The organism is Corallococcus exercitus (assembly GCF_003611585.1).
Lineage (GTDB): Bacteria > Myxococcota > Myxococcia > Myxococcales > Myxococcaceae > Corallococcus > Corallococcus exercitus.
Map to the genome: position 1 here is coordinate 1 of NZ_RAVW01000190.1, position 17,697 is coordinate 17,697.

The 17,697-nt window shown below is 69.9% G+C and carries 11 protein-coding genes and 1 tRNA gene; 9 read left to right on the forward strand and 3 right to left on the reverse strand.

The window, feature by feature from the left end; all coding sequences use genetic code 11:
* Both D7W79_RS43750 and D7W79_RS22690 read left to right on the forward strand, forming a co-directional pair.
* Positions 1-986 (forward strand): hypothetical protein (locus D7W79_RS43750; RefSeq protein ID WP_158617018.1); only part of this gene is annotated, 986 nt, incomplete at its 5' end.
* Between the two features lie 25 nt (positions 987-1,011).
* A tRNA-Leu gene (locus tag D7W79_RS22690) sits at positions 1,012-1,097 on the forward strand.
* Between the two features lie 24 nt (positions 1,098-1,121).
* Here the strand turns inward: D7W79_RS22690 and D7W79_RS22695 are convergent.
* Positions 1,122-5,228 (reverse strand): NACHT domain-containing protein, encoded by a 4,107-nt coding sequence (locus D7W79_RS22695; protein WP_147442014.1) that lies wholly within the window; start codon positions 5,226-5,228, stop codon positions 1,122-1,124.
* Between the two features lie 349 nt (positions 5,229-5,577).
* Between D7W79_RS22695 and D7W79_RS22700 the strand changes: the two genes are divergently transcribed.
* Positions 5,578-5,883 (forward strand): hypothetical protein, encoded by a 306-nt coding sequence (locus D7W79_RS22700; protein WP_120527479.1) that lies wholly within the window; start codon positions 5,578-5,580, stop codon positions 5,881-5,883.
* A 3-nt stretch (positions 5,884-5,886) separates the two neighbouring features.
* Here the strand turns inward: D7W79_RS22700 and D7W79_RS22705 are convergent, their stop codons facing one another.
* Entirely contained in the window at positions 5,887-6,861 is a 975-nt protein-coding gene (locus D7W79_RS22705; protein ID WP_208729807.1) for an NADP-dependent oxidoreductase, read from the reverse strand.
* A gap of 145 nt (positions 6,862-7,006) precedes the next feature.
* On the opposite strand from D7W79_RS22705, the gene D7W79_RS22710 reads away from it, so the two are divergent.
* Positions 7,007-8,170, forward strand: a complete 1,164-nt coding sequence (locus D7W79_RS22710; protein ID WP_120527481.1) for a lipase family protein — start codon at positions 7,007-7,009, stop codon at positions 8,168-8,170.
* Here D7W79_RS22710 and D7W79_RS22715 read toward each other — a convergent pair.
* Positions 8,151-11,141, reverse strand: a complete 2,991-nt coding sequence (locus D7W79_RS22715) for a DEAD/DEAH box helicase (protein ID WP_120527482.1) — start codon at positions 11,139-11,141, stop codon at positions 8,151-8,153. The two genes, D7W79_RS22710 and D7W79_RS22715, sit on opposite strands and share 20 nt — an antisense overlap.
* 319 nt (positions 11,142-11,460) lie before the next feature.
* Between D7W79_RS22715 and D7W79_RS22720 the strand changes: the two genes are divergently transcribed.
* From D7W79_RS22720 to D7W79_RS22740, 5 genes are all read left to right on the forward strand, one after another.
* A complete protein-coding gene (locus D7W79_RS22720) occupies positions 11,461-12,249 on the forward strand; it encodes a hypothetical protein (protein WP_244221912.1) in 789 nt (262 codons plus the stop codon).
* Between the two features lie 81 nt (positions 12,250-12,330).
* On the forward strand, positions 12,331-13,713 hold the full coding sequence (locus D7W79_RS22725; protein WP_120527483.1) for a di-heme oxidoreductase family protein: 1,383 nt from the start codon (positions 12,331-12,333) through the stop codon (positions 13,711-13,713).
* A gap of 129 nt (positions 13,714-13,842) precedes the next feature.
* Positions 13,843-15,291: a UbiA family prenyltransferase gene (locus D7W79_RS22730; protein ID WP_120527487.1), complete on the forward strand. Its 1,449-nt coding sequence runs from the start codon at positions 13,843-13,845 to the stop codon at positions 15,289-15,291.
* Between the two features lie 13 nt (positions 15,292-15,304).
* Positions 15,305-16,669 (forward strand): FAD-binding oxidoreductase, encoded by a 1,365-nt coding sequence (locus D7W79_RS22735; RefSeq protein ID WP_120527484.1) that lies wholly within the window; start codon positions 15,305-15,307, stop codon positions 16,667-16,669.
* Complete coding sequence (locus tag D7W79_RS22740; RefSeq protein WP_120527485.1) at positions 16,666-17,403, forward strand: SDR family oxidoreductase; 738 nt, start codon at positions 16,666-16,668, stop codon at positions 17,401-17,403. The genes D7W79_RS22735 and D7W79_RS22740 overlap by 4 nt, the downstream gene beginning before the upstream one ends.
* Positions 17,404-17,697: the final 294 nt, after the last annotated feature.

The following is a 17,697-nucleotide window of genomic DNA, read 5'->3' on the forward strand; positions in this document are numbered from 1 at the left end:
CGCATTCCCAGGCGGCGGCGGTGGTGCTCTGTCTGGGATTGCTGTGGGGGCTGACGGCGGTGGGGCTCGGGTCGGCGTACCTGCTGGTATGGCTGGCGGTGGGGGCGGCCGTGGTGCTGTTGGTGCGGATGTTCCTGCCGCGCGTGGGCGTGGCCGCGCAGTGGATGTTGCTGGTGCCGGTGCTGGTGGTGCTGGGGCAGTTCGTGGCGTGCCTGCTGGCGTTCTTCGTGCCGGTGGCGAGCCGCATGGCCCTGGGGGTGACGTTCGGGCCTGTCATCGCCGGGCTCGTGGGCCTGGGGAGCGTGGCGGCGATGTGGCTGGGAGCGGGGCCGCTGATGGCGTCGGGAGCGCCGCGACGGGTGCTGGGCGCGGCGGTGTGCGTGGGAGGGGCCGGGTGTCTGGCCCTGGCGCTGCTGCCCGTGTACGACGCGGAGCACCCCAAGCGGATCCGCGCGGAGTGGCAGGAGGGCCTCGAGCGCGAGCGGTGGTTCCTGGTGGACGAGGACAACCTTCCGCTCCAGTCCGCGCTGCGAGGCGTGGCCTGTGCGGAGGTGCCGGCGGGCTGGAGGGGCGACGAGGCCTGTGAGACGGGCGTGGCGCGGGCACCTGCCGAAGTGCCGCCGGGAGTGCGGGTGGTGTCGGCGCGGGAGGCGGCCGGGGGACGGCGCACCGTGACCCTGGAGGTGGAGGCGCAAGGGGCCTTCGCGATGGACGTGTCGGTGCCGGTGGCCTCGGTGGCGGCGTGGACGTCGCCGCTGCCGGCGCTCTACAGCCCGGACGACCCGTACACGGTCCGGGTGCTGGCGCCGCCCGTGGATGGCTGGACGACGACGCTGACGTTGCAGGGCCAAGGGCCGGTGCCGGTCCTCGTCGAGCGGCGCTACCTGCCAACGGAGGCGCAGCAGGCAGGCGTGGAGGCGATGGTCCAGCCCTGGACGACCGCGGACCTCGTGGTGGTGAAGGCAGTCCGCGCCTGGGTCCCGTAGGTCTGCTATTGTCGGACGCAATCACGCACGAGTGGCGGAACTGGCAGACGCAGCGGACTTAAAATCCGCTGACTCGCAAGGGTCGTCCGGGTTCGATCCCCGGCTCGTGCACTCCCAACAGGCGGTTTGGAGCTGTCAGCTCGCTGCCCGGAGTGCCGTGTCCAGCACGACCGCGCGCACCTCGGTTCCATTTCGTGAGAGCGCACGCGCCTGTTCCGCGAGCAGCTCCCTGGCACGCACGAGCGCGACGCGCCGCTCGCTGGGATGGGGTGTGGTCTTGTCCCAGTGCTCGCAGGCGTACCAGCCGACGAGGTAGATGCCGTGGTGGATCCGGTTCTCGGCGAGATAGCGGGCCGCGAGCTGGTGCTCCATGGCTGTCCACAGCTCACGGTTCTTGGAGAGTTTGACCTCGATGATGACGGTGATGCGATCCTCACGGCTCCCCTGTTTGCCAATGGCATCCACCCAGATGTCCACGCGCTCTCCCTCTCGCGGGGGCATGGAGGGACGGAGTTCCACCTCGCGATTCACCACCACCCGGTGACCCGAGAGATCATCCTGCAGGTGCTGCTTCACCCAGTCCGAGAGATGGAGCTCGTCCTTCGGCGTGATGTTTCCGCTGCCGTCCTTGTTCCAGAGATAGCGGACCAGAAGCGTCTCCCCATGGAGCTTCTGCTCAAGCCGCTCGAGCGACTCGAGGAGCACGTCCAGTAGCTCTCCCGCGGTTCGCACGAGCCGTCGCCGCTGAAGTCCCACCAGCTCCAGGATTTCTCGCGGGGAGGGCGGGGCCCAGGCCCGTACCCGGCCGAACACGCGGGCGTGGTACAGCTTCTCCCTCAGGACCGGGTCGCCTGGGAGCTCCCGGCAGAGCCGCTCCAGCGCCGCTTCGGCACTCGGAGAGGGCTTGTAGACCAGCTCGTCGCGAATCTGCTTCTGGATGGGGTGGTCGCCCACATATCGGTCTCGCCACCAGGCGCGGACTGGCTTTTCGGGGGGTGGTGGCGCGTGGGCATGCCGTTCGATCCACAGGTACAGATCCATGAGCAGCCCGGGCTCGAACCGCCTCGCCAGTACATGCCCTTTGACGGAGCACTTCTCGATGACCTCCGTGGCGAGCTCCAGCTCCTTCTCGAGGAAGGACCAGACGGTAGGCCCCTGGGCCACAGGCCCATGGACGAGCAGGGCGTAGGCGGCGTCGGCTCTGCGCTCGAGAGGGGTTGCCTCCCGGTCGTGCAGGAGAGACTCCGCGAAGGCTTGCGCCTTGGGAACCTGCCGGTCCAGCAGGAGGGTGAGGAGCTTGCCAACGATGAACGCGTTGCTCCCCGGCTGGGTCAGCACCTCGAGCGCGACGTGGGTCAGCGTCTCGTTCCAGCACTCCTCTAGCGACCCGAGCAGCGCCGAGACGCTCTGGTACTGGTTCCAGTCCGTCACGGCCAGACGCCGCCGGAGCGTCCTCATGACGTCCACCGGAGCATGCCGGGTGGCACGCTCCACGAGGAGCCGGCGCAGCCGGTTCTGCTCATCCGAGGCGGACGCGGGCGAGGCAATGATGAGCGTGGCCCAGTGGCGCCAGACGCTCTCCTCTAGAGCATCCAGGCCTGCCACGTCATGCGCCGCGAGGAAGTTGAAGGCTTCGTGGATGCACGCCGCCTCAGCGGGAATATCCGCGCTCTCGACCCAGGGTTCGTCCCCTGGCTTGAATGCGCGAAGCACGGCCTGTGCTGCCTGGACGGTTCGCTGCTTCAGCGCTTCGGGGAAGTCGCGCCACAGCCAGGAGCGCAGGAGGGCCGTGCCTCCCACTCCCGAGTTTTCCATCGTCTCGATGAGCTGGAACCATGCCCCGGGCTCTCCACGTTCGATGCGCTCGACGAGCTGCTCACAGCGCCGCTGGACAGACTCCTGCGGCTCCATCAATCGCGCCATCAACGCGTCCTGGAAGTCCCGCATTTGCTCGGCGGGCATCATCCGGATGATGGGTGGACGCTCCTTCAGGCTCGTGGCCTCCAGCAGCCAGGCGAAGCCGTCCCTGAGATGCGGGGCCTTCTCGATGGCCCGGAAGACAGCCTCGAGCGGCTCGTCGCTTCCCCAGGGATAGCAGCACTCGATGAGCCGGGCCCAGTGGACCTGCTCGTCAGGGCGGGCGGCGTGCTCGGCACGATGGAGCACGCGCTCGAAGTCCCGCCGGAAGAACAGCGTGGGTTTGAGCCGGGCCACCAGGACGAGGTCTTCTGGCGACTCGAGACAGGCCACGAGCCCGTCGATGACGCGCCAGCGTTCCTCATCGCTCCGCTGGGACCAGTCCCAGGAAAACTCCCAAGGCTCGTCGTGGTTCCTCACGTCTGGGTAGACTCGCAGGGTCCGCTTCACCTTTGGCCAAAGGGTCGCGCAATACGCATCGAGGACCTCGGGGCTGCCCAGGTGCGCGAAGGCCCTGCGAAGGAGCTCGTCTCCCATGCTCGAGAGCCCGCGAGGCATGCGCCTGGGCAGGTGCTCGCGGAGCCATCGCAGGGCAATCGGGAGCTCTTCGGGGGGCAGTCGCTCGAGGATGGCTTGCTGCGTGCGTTGCATCAGCGCGCTTTCGGAAGGTGCGTGAAGCGCCTCGAAGACCTGGGCTGTCGTCAGGAGGGTGGGCCAGAGCCACGAGAGGACGCGATCCCTGAGCTCGCCGATGGGGTCTCTGCTCTCATCAAGCCGGGCAAGGGGAAGCAGACGCGGATCCGGAGCTTCTCCTCCCAACGCTCTCAGCGTATCCATCGCCTGAATCCGGAGCTCCACCGGCACCGTGTCGTCCAGGACCAGTGCGAGGCACTCGGGCAGGAGGGCACGCTCCTCGCAGGCTCGCGCGACATGGAGGGCGAGGCTGAGGACCGGGGCGGGCCCTCCAGCTTCCTGGAGGTACTCACGGAGCCGGGGCGCCAGCCCATCGTGCGCGAGCTTCGGGAGGTGGGGCAGGAGCTGCTGCTCGTCGACGCCAGGGTCTCGCCGGACCGACTCAAGCAGCGCCTGGAGGAGCGGCGCGCGGAGGCTCGGCTCCAGCGCGGGCGCGTCACTTCGCAGCAGCATGCGCGGATCCAACTGGAGCAGATGCCGCTGGAAGCGGGAGTCCTGGATGGCCAGCCAGGTCGCGAGACCCTGGAGCTGAGGGAGGATGCCGGGGCTGCCGTCTCCCGGCGGGCAGAGGAACTGACGGAGCTGAGGGAAGGCAATCTCGCGCCGGTGCAGGAAGAAGGCCGCGAGGAACTCCTCATAGGTGCGGTGGATCCACGTCAGGCGTCTGGGCCCCTCGACCGCGCGGAAGAGTCCCGAGTCGAGGACCTCCAGGAGGGCGTCGCGGTCGACGGGAATGGGCTGCTCGTTTCGCGTCACCTCCTCGCCGCCCGTCAGGTCATCCATTGCGATGGCCAGGGGATGCGGCTCGTCGGTGGGGCTGACCTGGATTTGGTCCCGGTTGGACAGGAGCGTGAGCGCGGCGATGCGCGCCGCGATGGCCAGGCGCTCCTCCGCGTTCAGGGTGCTCTGGAGTTGGCGGGTCTCTTCTCGGGAGCGGCTGTTCTCCCGCGCCAGGTGGATGCAGCCGTCGAGGTAGAGCTGCCAGCGGTCAGCGGGGAGGGGGCCCCGAGCATAGGCTCCGAGCAGCAGCTTCAAGGTCACGGGACGTACGGCGAGCACGGTGACATTGCGGCGGACGACCTCGCGGAGGAAGGCCTCCGGATCAACTCCGTGCGCACGCGCGGCCTCCATGACGTCATCGCGGGAGAGCGGTGCCAGCTCCACGGCACGGAAGTCATCGGGCCAGAGTTCCTTCAGCACGCCCTCGAATGTGCCAGGCCAGATCGCGGGCCTGCAGGCCACTCGCAGGTAGAGCCGCTCGTACGGAAGGCTCCGGAGATTCTCGCTGATGATCCCTCCCACCGTATCGATGCGCAGGTGGCACTCGTCGAAGCTGTCGAGGACGAGGTGGAGCGCATGCGTGCCCCGCTTCCAGCGCTCGACGGTGTCATTCCTGAAGAGGTCTCGCTCCAGTCGCTCCTCGCTGCCATAGGACGCCAGGTTGAGTGCCAGCAGATGCGCACCGGACTGCGCGCAGTGCTGCTGGAGCTCGGGCAGGCTCTGCTTCAGCGTCACCGTCTTGCCCATGCCTGGCTCTCCCAACAGCGCCACGGCATGGTGGGAGCGCAGCTCCTCGAGCGTCATTCCGTCAGTGCCCCACAGCGAGGAGGGCGTCCACTCCAGGGGATTCATGGAGTCGGCAAAGGAGGGGATGAGGGTGCCCCGGGGAACCCAAACGCGCTTCCACGAAATGATGGGGCCTGACATGGCGATCGTCCGAACCTGCCTGACGCGAAACGGGTGGGACGCTCATGATAGCCGGAGCGCGTTGAGCCCATGCAGGAGCATGGCTCCTCGATCGAGACCTCCGAGAATGACGAACCCGAGGGAAATCAAGGCGATAGCGGGTAAAGGTGCGTCCTGCGTGAGACTTTCTACCGCATGCCCGGGGAGCGATCCCCGGCTCGTGCAACTGAAATCCTGGCCAGATGTTTGTCTTTCGCCCGGGCGGCCAGGACCTTCCGCCGCTATCCTTGTCGCCATGACCGGACCGCGAGCGAAGACCTGTGCGACGTGCGGGCGCGTCCTGGCGGCCCACGCCGTCTACTACCGCTTCAGCCTGGTCCTGGAAGGGGAGCAGGACATCCTCGACCCCTCGGATGACCTGGAGGGCAATTCCGCGGAGGCGCTCGCGGAGTTGGTCCGGCAGCTGGATGAAGGCTCCGCGGATCCCGGTGAACTGGAGGCGCAGGTGCACTGGGAGCGTACCGGTGTCGTCTGCTCCGAATGCCGCTCCGTGGCGATGCGATTGCTCAGCACCGCCACGGAGGACTCGGGACCGCATTGAGGTTCACTGGATCCGGATCGCGTACTTGCCCAGGTGGTGCTTGAGGACCTCCTGCTGCGCCTTCGCGGCCTCCTCCAGCGCGTAGACGCGGCCGATCTCCAGGTGGAACGGTCCGGCTTCAATCAGCGCGTTCATGCGCTTCATGACGTCCGCGCCGGGGATGCCGTCGTAGGCGGTGGCCTGGGCGCCTTCGGGGACCTTGGGCGCGGGCTCCACTCCGTTCGGCCAGGCGACACGTCCTCCCTTGCGCATGTACTGGAGCGCCTTCTCCGCGGCGTCGCCGCTCGCCAGGACCAGCGCCGCGTCGAAGCCTTCCGGCGCGAACTCACGGCAGACCTTGTCCACGTCTCCCTTGCGGCCATCCACGACCGCGTCCGCCCCGAGCCTCCGGGCCAGCTCCGCCCCGTCCTCGCCCGATGCCACTGCCAGCACCTTCGCTCCCATCCTCTTGGCGAACTGCAACGCCATGTGGCCAATGCCTCCATTGGCGCCGAAGATGAGCAGGCGTTGCCCGGACTTGAGCTGGAGATGGTCCTCCAGCCCCCGGAGCGCGGTGATTCCATCCGCCGCGAGCCCCGCCGCCTGCTCCACCTTCAGCCCTTTGGGAATCCGCGACGCCTGGTCCCCCTTCACCGCGACGTACTCCGCGTAGAAGCCTCCCTTCGTGCTGAGGAACGCGGATCCGTAGACCTGGTCGCCTACCTTCAGGTCCTTCACCTCCTTGCCCACGGCGACGACTTCTCCCGCGCCGTCGGCTCCGGGCACGTAGGGGAAGCTCGGGGCGGTCGGGAGCAGCTCGGCCATCTGGCCCTCGCGCTCCATCCAATCCCAGGCGCCAATCCCCGCCGCCGCGACGCGGACGAGGACTTCATCGTCTCCGCAGGTGGGCACGGAGACGGTCTTGATGCCCAGGACCTCTGGACCGCCGAAGCGGTCGAGCGCCGCGGCCTTCATCTTGTCGGGAATGGTTGCTGGCATGCTGTGACTCCTTCACGGGGAATGCCGGTCCTCCGAGACGATGCGCACTCCGCGTGTCACGACCAGCAGCCGCAGTCCCCCTGGGCGCCTATTCCCTCCCTCGTGAATCAGGCATCCTGACGGCTCCAGGCTCCACGGGGGAAACATGCACTCAGGCAAGGAAGCCATCGTCCTCATCCATGGCTCGGACTCCAGGCAGCGGGATTCCGGCCGGGGCCTGCTGACCGAAGGGCTGCTCAAGGTCCCCGAAGGCGTGGTCGTCACGCAGCAGGGGCCCATCACCATCCAGGGCGCCAGTGGCCTCCAGTTCCAGGTCACGCGTCACGAGGACGGCGCGAAGCGCTCCGTGGATGTCTACGAAGCGTTCTGGGCGGACCTGATCCCGTCGCTCACCCGGATGGGGCTCCGGGACCGCGTGCTGGGCGGACTGGAGCTGCTGGTCTACTGGGGCTTCTCCGGCGTCTGGAAGGGCTTCCTCAAGCGCAAGGTCCTGACGTCCAGCCTCGTCGTCGGACTCGTCTTCCTGCTGTACTGGTACCTGTCCACGCTGCTCCTGTTCTTCTCCGCCCTGCAGCAGGATCCGACCTTCCCAACGATGGCGCTTCCGGACAGCACCCTGAGCGCCGCGAACTCGATGCTCAAGGGGCTGGCCCGCGTCGTCGCGCCCGTGGCCTCGGGACTGGGCGGCTGGAAGGGGTGGGTGCTCCTGTCCCTCGTCATGAGCGCGCTCCCCATCCACCGGGCCGTGGATGCCGCGAACCTCTCCCATCGCTACCTGACCGATGCGCTCATGGGAAACGGCGTCGTCGGCCTGCGCACGGAGCTTCGCAGCCGCGTCAGCGCCACGCTCCGGGCCGTCGTCGAGAGCGGGACGTATTCACGCGTGACGGTGGTTGCCCACAGCTTCGGCGCCGCGATGGCCGTGGACGTGCTCGCGGACTTCCGCTCCAAGTCGGGGACCCCCATCCGGCTCGTCACGCTGGGCGGACCCCTGGAGTTGCTCGCGCGCCGGGCGGACTGGCTGGAGAAGGAGATCCAGCGGTGCGCCGACAATGATCAGCTCATCCAGTGGCTCGACTTCTATTCGGACGAGGACTGGTTCTGCACGAAGACGCCCTTCCGCGCGGATGACACGCGGCTCATCCACCGCCCCATCCAGCAGAAGGCGTCCCTGGGCGCCCGGATGTCGGGCGAGACGCACAATCGCTATCTCGGGGACGCGCGCGTGCTGCAGGCGCTGCTGGAGCCCGTGCCGGCGCCCGCTTCGGAGTCGCCGGCTTCGGAGCCCGTCAATCCAAGAGCTGCATGAGGTCCGCGCGCGTGAGCGCGGTGCCTCCGGTGGCGCCTCCGAGCGCGGCCTCGAAGAGGGCCCGCTTCTTCTCCTGGAGGAGGAGGATCTTCTCCTCCACCGTGCCCTGGGACACCATCCGGTAGACCATCACCGGCCGCTGCTGCCCGATGCGGTGCGCGCGGTCCGCCGCCTGCGCCTCCACGGACGGGTTCCACCACGGATCCACCAGGAAGACGTGATCCGCCGCGGTGAGGTTGAGCCCCGTCGCTCCCGCCTTCAACGAGATGAGCATCACGGGCGCTCCCTTCTCGTCCTGGAAGGACGTCGCCACCGCGCCGCGGTTCGCCGTGCTGCCGTCCAGGCGGATGAACCCGATGTCCGCCTCGCTCAGCGCGGGCTCGATGAGATCCAACATCGACGTCCACTGTGAGAACACCAGCGCCTTGTGCCCGTCCGCCACCGCCGTGCCGAGCGCCTCCACCAGCGCCTGCACCTTCGAGGACGTCCGCGCCTGCTGCCCCGGCACCAGCGCCGGATGACAGGCCGCCTGCCTCAGCCGGAGCAGCGCCTCCAGCGCCTTCATCACGCTGCCTCCCTCCTCGAGCTGCGATACCACCTCCTCGCGGGTCGCGGCGTGGACCGCGTCGTAGACGGCGCGCTCCTGCTCGGTGAGGGTGACGTGCCGCACGGCCTCCGTGCGCGGCGGCAGTTCGGGCGCCACGTCGCGCTTGAGCCTGCGCAGCACGAAGGGCCGGATGCGCGCGCGCAGCGCCTCCGCGGCGCCCTTCTGGTTCTCCGACACCGGCCGGGCCCAGCGCTCCTCGAAAGCCTTGCGCCCGCCCAAGAGGCCCCGGTTGGTGAAGTGCATCAGGCTCCACAGCTCCTCGAGCCGGTTCTCGATGGGCGTCCCACTGAGCGCGATGCGAAAGCCCGCGTCCAGTTCGTACGCCGCCCGTGCCACCTGGCTGTCCGGGTTCTTGATGGCCTGGGCTTCATCCAGCACCACCGTGTCCCACGTCCTCGCCGCGAGGATGGCCGCGTCCAGGCGCAGGAGCGCGTACGTGGTGAGCGTCACGTCCGCGGACTCGTCCAGCGTGCGCCCCACGCCGTGATAGACAGACACCTTCAGCGACGGGCGGAAGCGCTTCACCTCCGCCTCCCAGTTGGGCAGCACGCTCGTGGGCGCCACGACCAGCGTTCCCCGGCCCAGCGTGCAGATGGTCTGCAGCGTCTTGCCCAGGCCCATGTCGTCCGCGAGCACGCCTCCGAGCCCCGCCTGCCGCAGGAAGGTCAGCCAGCTCACGCCCTGCAACTGGTACGGGCGCAGCGTCGCGGTGAGGTCCTTCGGGAGCTGAGGCTCGGGCAGCTTCTGGAAGCCCTGCACCAGGGGCGCGAGCCGCTCCATGACGGGCGGGGCAGGGTGCTCCAAGGCCTCGCACAGCCCGGTGAGCTGCGGGATGGCGTGGTTCGCGAGCCGGCCGTCCCGCTCGCGCGCGGCCAGCAGGTCCGTCACCCGCTGGCCGTGGGCCTTCAGCCAGCCCGTGGGCAGGGGCGCCCAGCCTCCGCCCTCCAGGGGCACCAGTCCCAGGCCCTCCTCCCACGCCCGCATCACCGCGCCCGCATCCACGGTGCGCGTCACGCCGGGCTCCAGTCCCTCCACCTGGAAGTCGAGGGAGAAGCCCACGCGCGGCACGCCCGCGTCCGTGGTGGCCGTGTCCAGCGTGAGCATCGGCCTGAGCTTCACGTCGGGGCTGACCACTCCCGCCGCGTTCCCGGTGAGGCCTCCGCGCCACTTGCGCAGCTTGTCCGCGAGCTGCACGGCCTCCTTGCCGTGGACCGTCACGCGGCGGCCCGGCGCCATGTTCAGCTCGTCCCGGAGCTGATGGATGAGCTTCGTCTCCGTGGGCTCGTCGCGCACGGGCGCGGCGCCCTGGAGGTACACCAGGCGCCCGTTGTCGATGCGCGCGGTGGGCGGGGAACCGTACACCAGCGTGGGCAGCACGGAGAGGCCGGTGTCGAGCTTGTCGAGCTCCAGCGAGATGCGCGGCTTGAGCGTCCGGTCGATGGGCGGCAGCCGCCGGCTCTTCACGTCCACCGGCATGCGCCGCGCGAAGTCCGGCAGCACCTTGCTCGTCAGGTCCGCCAGCTGCTCCGGGGAGAAGACGCGTTCCTGGGGCAGGTTCTCCAGCCGCGCGCCCGTGAGGGGCTGCTCGCCCAGCCGGCAGAGCGCTCCGGCGCACAGCGCGACGCCGGGGCTCACCAGCTCGTTGATGCGCGGATCCTTCTCCACCTTGAGCACGGTCTGCTCGCCCCGGTCCTCCACGGTGACGCGGGGGAGGAGCGGTTCGTTGGAGACGGAGACGAACGCTCCGTCGAACATGACTGTGCGCGCCTTCTCCAGCACGTGCAGCAGGGCGTCCAGCTTGCTCTGTGGAAGCGCGCCCCGGGTGGGCTGCGCGAGCAGCTTGTCCGCGAGCAGGTCACACGGGTCCACGTGGATGCGCGCGGCCTCCACGGGGTTCTGGATCACGGACGTGAGGCTCCGCGCCAGCAGCCGCGCGGTGTTGTCCGGCCGGACCACCAGCCGCTCCAACTGGAGGCCGCCGTCCACGCGCTTGAAGCGGTACACCAGCCGCTCCGGCTTCGGCGTGGCGCCAGGGCGCGCGGCCGTGGCGGCGGGGCGGGCAGGGGATGCCGCCGCGGTGGCCTTCCTTCCTTCCGCCTGCCGCAGGACGATGGCGGCGGCGATGACGTGCTCGCAGGGGTCCACCTTCCCCCGGCAGTCGCACTCCCAGATTTCGTCTTCCGGGTAGAGGGTCGTGGTGAGCGGGGTGGGGCGGCCGGGGATGCGGACGCGGAGGACGACCTCCTCCTCGTCCACGGACTGCACCGACACGACTCCCGCGCGAGACAGGGCCTGTCCGGCGGACCACGTGGCCGGGCCTGACTCCTCCCGGATGGCTTCGAGCAGTTCCGCGAGCGCCGACATACGAGGGGCGATTCCCTAGCCCCGTGCCGGGCCCGGCGCAAGCCACGGACCGCGTCGCTGTGACATCGCGAGATACACGCCCCGGCGCTTCTGTAACGGCCAGCGCTACAGACCCCAGGACAGCCGTGTCAGCCGGCAGGGCGTCTTCGAGGAAAGCCTCGAAATCTTGGAACATGGCGTGGCAGGTGCATGGCGTACGGCCTGGAGCGCGTCCGGTGTTTCCCCCTGTCGCTGTCAGCCGGACTCTCCGTGTTTCACCCGTTGTGCGTGAAGCAGACAGTGCCCCCTCACACAGTCGAGGTCCCACATGCACCTGAAGATGACGAGTCGCCTCCTGGCGGCTGCGTTCCTGAGCCTGGTGGCTGGTTGCCAGGGCGAGCCGACGCAGGCTCCTGAAGGTTCGCAGTCCGCGCAGCAGCTCTCCGCCACCGCGGATTGCGTTCAGCGCTTCGAAGGCATCACCACCTGCGCCAAGGGCAACGCGTCCCTGAGCGCCTCCGAGAAGGGCGTGCAGGTCACCGGGCTGAAGGACGTCAAGACGGACGGCGTCTCCAGCAAGTTCAATGACGCCATCACCTGGTCGCAGGACGCGCAGGTGCGCATTGGCAGCGTCACGGGCGGCCTTGCCCTGTCCGCGCGCGATGGTGACCAGGTGGTCAGCACCCTGCGCATCACCCCCGGGAAGGACCGCCAGGTTTCCGTGGCCCCGGGCTTCACCGGTTCGTCCTCCGGCGCGTACCGGATGAACATCTACAACAATGGCGAGCTCGTCGGGACGACCTCCCAGCCGCAGGCCCGGATCATCATCTTCTACAGCTGGTGGGACTTCCTCGACTGGTACTACTGGCACTGGGACTTCTTCTCCGTCCGCTCCCCGCGGGGCGGGAGCACGGGCCTGGACGGCGCCTGCGGTTGGCGCATGCACGCGGCCAACACGACCTTCCGCGTCAAGCTCGACGACGGGAAGGAAGTCGTCGGCGACACGGCGGAGTTCATCGAGGAGATTGGCGACGGTGCCTATCCGTACCGCCACTTCTCCGGCATCGACGTGAACGCCAGCGCCACGGACTTCCTCGTCACGGGCGAGTCCTTCGGCCAGGAGAAGTAGGCTTCACCCATCGGGCGGGGGGCTCCTGTCTCCCGCCCGGTGGTCTGTCTGTCTTTGTCTTCCCGTCGAGGAGTCGTGACGATGCGCGTGCCCTGGTCCCTCGCTGGCATCTCCGCCGGAGCGCTGCTCATCGGCGCCGCGTGGGCCACCGTGGTCCGCCGCCCCGAACCCCTGGTGCTGGGCGCGCTGCCTCCCGTCGTCCTGCCGCGGGTGGAGCAGTCCGGTGGCGCCACCACGGTGACGGACACCGGCCGCAATGCCTTCGGCCGCGCGCCCATGAACATGCCGCGCTCGCGCTGGCCGGACTTCTACGCGGGCAAGGGCGTCTTCGACCGCGACTGGAGCGATTCGCGCCTGCGTCCCGCCGTGGCCGGCCCCTTCTTCAGCGCCACCGGCTGCATGACCTGCCACGTGAAGGACGGCCGGGGACAACCTCCCGCGAGCCCCACGGAGGCGCCCGTCTCGCTGGCGTTCCAGCTGAGCGCGCCGGACGGCTCCGGTCCCCACCCGCTGTACGGCATGCAATTGGACGCGCACGCCGTGGAGGGCCAGGTCCCCGAGGGCCACGTCCGCGTCGACTTCGAGGAGACGCGCGGCACCTTCGCCACCGGCGAGCCGTACTCCCTCGTGCGCCCGCGCTACCAGTTCCAGGGGCTGGTGCACGGCCCCCTGGGGGACGGCGCCATGTTCTCCGCCCGCGTGTCGCCCGTGAACTTCGGCCTGGGCCTGCTGGAGGCCCTTCCCGAGGCCGACCTGCTGGCCCGCGCGGACCCCGAGGATCGCGACCACGACGGCATCTCCGGCCGGGCCAACCAGGTGCTCGACGTGGAGACGGGGGAGACTCGCCTGGGCCGCTTCGGGTGGAAGGCCAACCAGCCCACGCTGCGCCAGCAGGTGGCGCACGCGCTCGTCGCGGACATGGGCGTCACGACGACGCTCTACCGCCAGGAGCAGGGCCGGGACGCTCCGGGCGAGCCGGAGGTGTCCCAGGACGACCTGGATCAGCTGATGATCTACATGCGCCTGCTCGCCGTGCCGAAGCGGCGCGACTGGGAGGCGCCGGAGGTCCAGCGGGGCCACGCCGTGTTCCGCGCCATCGGCTGCGCGGCCTGCCACGTGGACACGCCCCAGGAGACGGGGCCGGTGGAGGGCTTCGATGAAGTCTCCCGGCAGGTCATCTACCCCTACACGGACCTGCTGCTGCACGACCTGGGCGAGGGCCTGGCGGACGGGCGTCCGGATGGGCTCGCCACGGGCAGCGAGTGGCGCACGCCGCCGCTGTGGGGCATCGGGCTGGTGGAGTCCGTCAACCGGCACACGCGCTTCCTGCATGACGGCCGGGCCCGCTCCCTGGAAGAGGCCGTCCTCTGGCACGGAGGCGAGGCGGCCCCCGCGCAGGAGCGCTACGTGCGGCTGCCCCGGGAGGACCGGGCCGCGCTGCTCGCCTTCCTGAAGTCACTCTGAGGCACGGGCGGGCCGCCCTCCCGTCCGGGCGGCGGCCAGGAGGTCCGTCGCCTGGTGGAGGCTTCCGCCTTCGGGGGGCACGGAACGGTGGACGGCCCGGGCCCTTGGGCTACCCTGCGGGCCCCCTTCATGCAGCCTCCCGCCCCCATCCCCGACGCTGTCACTGACGTCCCGCTCGCGGTCGACCTGGACGGCACGCTGGTGCGCACGGACACGCTGCACGAGAACCTGCTCGTGCTCCTCAAGCACGCGCCGTGGCTGCTGCTGCTGGCGCCGCTGTGGGTGCTCCGGGGCAAGGCCTTCTTCAAGGCGGAGGTGGCCCGCCGCGCGCGGCTGGACGTCACGTCGCTGCCCTACAACGCGGAGGTGCTGACCTTCCTGCGCGAGGAGCACGCGCGGGGGCGGAAGCTGGTGCTGGCCACGGCCGCGGACCGCAGCATCGCCGACGCGGTGGCCTCCCACCTGGGGCTCTTCCACACGGTGGTCGCCAGCGAGGCCGGGGTGAACCTGTCCGGCGCGCGGAAGCTGGCGCGGCTGCGCGAGGTGCTGGGCACGTTCGACTACGCGGGCAACGACGCGGTGGACCTGCCGCTGTGGCGCGAGTGCCGGCAGGTCATCGTCGTGCATGCGACGGCGGGGGTGCTGCGCCAGGCGCAGGGCCTGGGCCGCCCCGTGCATCGCGTCTTCGAGTCCCCAGCCGCCGGACTGCGCCCGTGGGTGAAGGCGCTGCGGGTGCACCAGTGGGCGAAGAACGCGCTCGTCTTTGTCCCCGTGCTGGCGGCGCACAAGGCCACCCAGGGCGGCCTGGCCCCGCGCGCGGTGCTGGCGTTCATCGCCTTCAGCCTCTGTGCGTCCAGCGTGTACGTCATCAACGACCTGCTGGACCTGGCGTCGGACCGGCGGCACCCGTCCAAGTCCCTGCGCCCCTTCGCGTCCGGGGCCCTGCCGGTGCGCGCGGGCGTGGTGCTGGCGCCGCTGCTGCTGGGGGGCGCCGCGGCGCTGGCGCTATCGACGCTGCCCCTGTCGTTCTCCGCGCTCCTGGCCGCGTACTTCGCCCTGACGCTGGCGTACTCGCTGCGGCTCAAGCAGGTGGTGATGCTGGACGTGCTGGTGCTGGCGGGCCTCTACACCGTGCGCATCTTCGGCGGCGCGCTGGCGGTGGGCGTGCCCACGTCGAGCTGGCTGCTCATGTTCAGCATGTTCCTCTTCCTGTCGCTGGCCCTGCTCAAGCGGCTGAGCGAGGTGCGGCGGCTGCGCCAGTCCAACGAGACGTCCGCGCACGGGCGCGGCTACCTGGCGCAGGACTACGACCAGCTCGCGAGCCTGGGCGCGGCGGCGGGCCAGGTGTCCGTGCTGGTGCTGGCGCTCTACATCACCAGCAAGGAGGTGACGGCGCTGTATGCCCATCCGGAGCGGCTGTGGCTGCTGTGCCCGGTGATGCTGTACTGGGTGGGCCGCATCTGGGTGCTGGCGCACCGCGGGCTCGTGAACGAGGACCCGCTCATCTTCGCGCTGCGTGACCGGGTCAGCTACATCGTGGGCGCGGTCGCGGCGCTGCTGCTGTGGGTGGCGACGTGACGGGAGCATGGCGATGAGCACGTCGGATTCTTGGGGCCGCTTCCCCCGCGTGGAACAACAGACGCGCGCGCTCGTCTGGCGTTCGGACGCGCTGCCCCGGGTGGACGGCTCCGTCCTGCCGCATGGCCTGGGCCGCAGCTACGGCGACTCCTGCCTCAACGGCGGGGGCACGGTGCTGCTCACGGCGGGCCTGGACCGGCTCATCGACTTCGACCCGGCGACGGGCGTGGTGCGCTGCGAGGCGGGTGTGTCATTGGACACGCTGCTGCGGCTGGCCGTGCCGCGCGGCTGGTTCCTGCCGGTGACGCCGGGCACGAAGTTCGTCACGGTGGGCGGCGCCATCGCCAACGACGTCCACGGCAAGAACCACCACCGGGCCGGGACGTTCGGCCGGCACGTGCGCCGGTTTGAACTGGTGCGCTCGGACGGCAGCCGCCGGATGTGCTCGCCGGAGGAGAACGCGGACTGGTTCGGCGCGACGATTGGCGGCCTGGGGCTCACGGGGCTCGTCACGTGGGCGGAGGTGCAGCTGACGCCCATCCGCAACCCCTTCGTGGTGCAGGAGACCGTCCCGTTCGAGAACCTGGACGGCTTCATGCGCGTGTCCGCGGAGTCCGAGGCGGACCATGACTTCACCATGTCGTGGGTGGACTGTCTGGCGCGCGGCCGCAAGCTGGGGCGTGGCCTGTTCTACCGGGGCAACTTCGCGCCCACGCAGTTCGACCGGCTGCCCCTGGCGAAGAGCCACCTGTCCCATGGCAGCGGGCTCGCGGTGCCCGTGGACCTGCCGGGCTTCTGTCTCAACCGGCTGTCGGTGTCCGCCTTCAACTTCCTGTACTACCACCGGGAGCGGACCAAGCCGTCGCCTCGGCTCGTGCACTACGATCCGTTCTTCTACCCGCTCGACAGCGTGTACGGCTGGAATCGCATCTACGGCCGCCGGGGCTTCCTCCAGTTCCAGTGCGTGGTGCCCCACGCCACCGCGCGCGACGCGCTGAAGGAGCTGCTGGAGCGCAGCGCCCGGGGCGGGCTGCCCAGCTTCCTGTCCGTGCTCAAGACGTTTGGCGACCTGCCTTCGCCCGGGTGGATGTCCTTCCCGCGCCCGGGCTACACGCTGGCCCTGGACTTCGCCAACCAGGGCGAGAAGACGTGGCGGCTGGTGGAGGCGCTGGACCGCGTGACGCGTGAAGCGGGCGGCGCGGTGTACCCCGCGAAGGACGCGCGCATGAGCCCGGAGAGCTTCGCGGCGTACTTCCCCCAGCGCGAGCGGTTCTCCGCGTACGTCGATCCCGCGTTCTCTTCCTCCTTCTGGCGCCGGGTGAACCCGGTGCCGCTGCCCCTGCCTTCGCTGGAGGGACGCCAGGTCTCCATCCCATGAAGAAAGTCATCGTCCTCGGCGCCACGAGCGCCATTGCCCAGGCGACGGTGCGGCTGCTCGCCGCGCGCGGGGCCGCGCTGTACCTGGTGGGCCGCAACGCCGCGAACCTGGAGGCCGTGGCCCGGGACGCGGCCACGCGCGGCGCGCCGAAGGTGGAGTTCCGGGCGCTGGACCTGAACGACTGCGAAGCGCACGCGAGCCTCGTGGAGCGGGCGTGGCAGGCCCTGGGCGGGCTGGACGGGGCGGTGCTGGCGCATGGCGTGCTGGGAGACCAGGCGGAGAGCCAGCGCTCGTGGGCCGCGACGGAGCTGGTGCTGCGCACGAACTTCCTCTCCGCCGCGTCGCTCCTGACGGAGCTTGCCAACCGCTTCGAGGCGCAGAAGGCCGGCACGCTGGTCGTGATCTCCTCGGTGGCGGGAGACCGCGGCCGGCAGAGCAACTACGTGTACGGTGCGTCCAAGGGCGCGCTGACCGTGTTCCTCCAGGGCCTGCGCAACCGGCTGGCGAAGTCCGGCGTGGCGGTGGTGACGGTGAAGCCCGGCTTCGTTGACACGCCGATGACGGCCCACGTGCCGAAGAACAAGCTCTTCGCCTCGCCGGAGCAGGTGGCGCGCGGCCTGCTGAAGGCCGCGGACGGGCGCAAGAACGAGGTCTACGTGCCCGGCTTCTGGGCGCTCATCATGCTCATCATCCGCAGCATCCCGGAGCCGGTGTTCAAGCGGCTGAAGCTCTAGGCGTCTGTCATTGCCCGCGCGGGCAGCCGGTGGAGCGGGGCGCGTGCGTCTGGCGGAACTGGCGCATCCGCTCCGCTTCCACTCCGTGCCTCAAAGACAGACACGGAGTGGGGGGCGGGCTTCAACTGCCGGTGGCTTCCTGCTTCGAAGCTGCGGACAGGGCCTTGCGCAGGTGCTCGACGACGGGCGCGAGGTGCGGGTCCTGCATCAGGGCGTGGTGGCCACCGGGGACGGTGTGCACTTCCAGGCCGCCGCGGACGAGGGGCTCCCAGCCGCGGTGACGCGGGAGGGTGG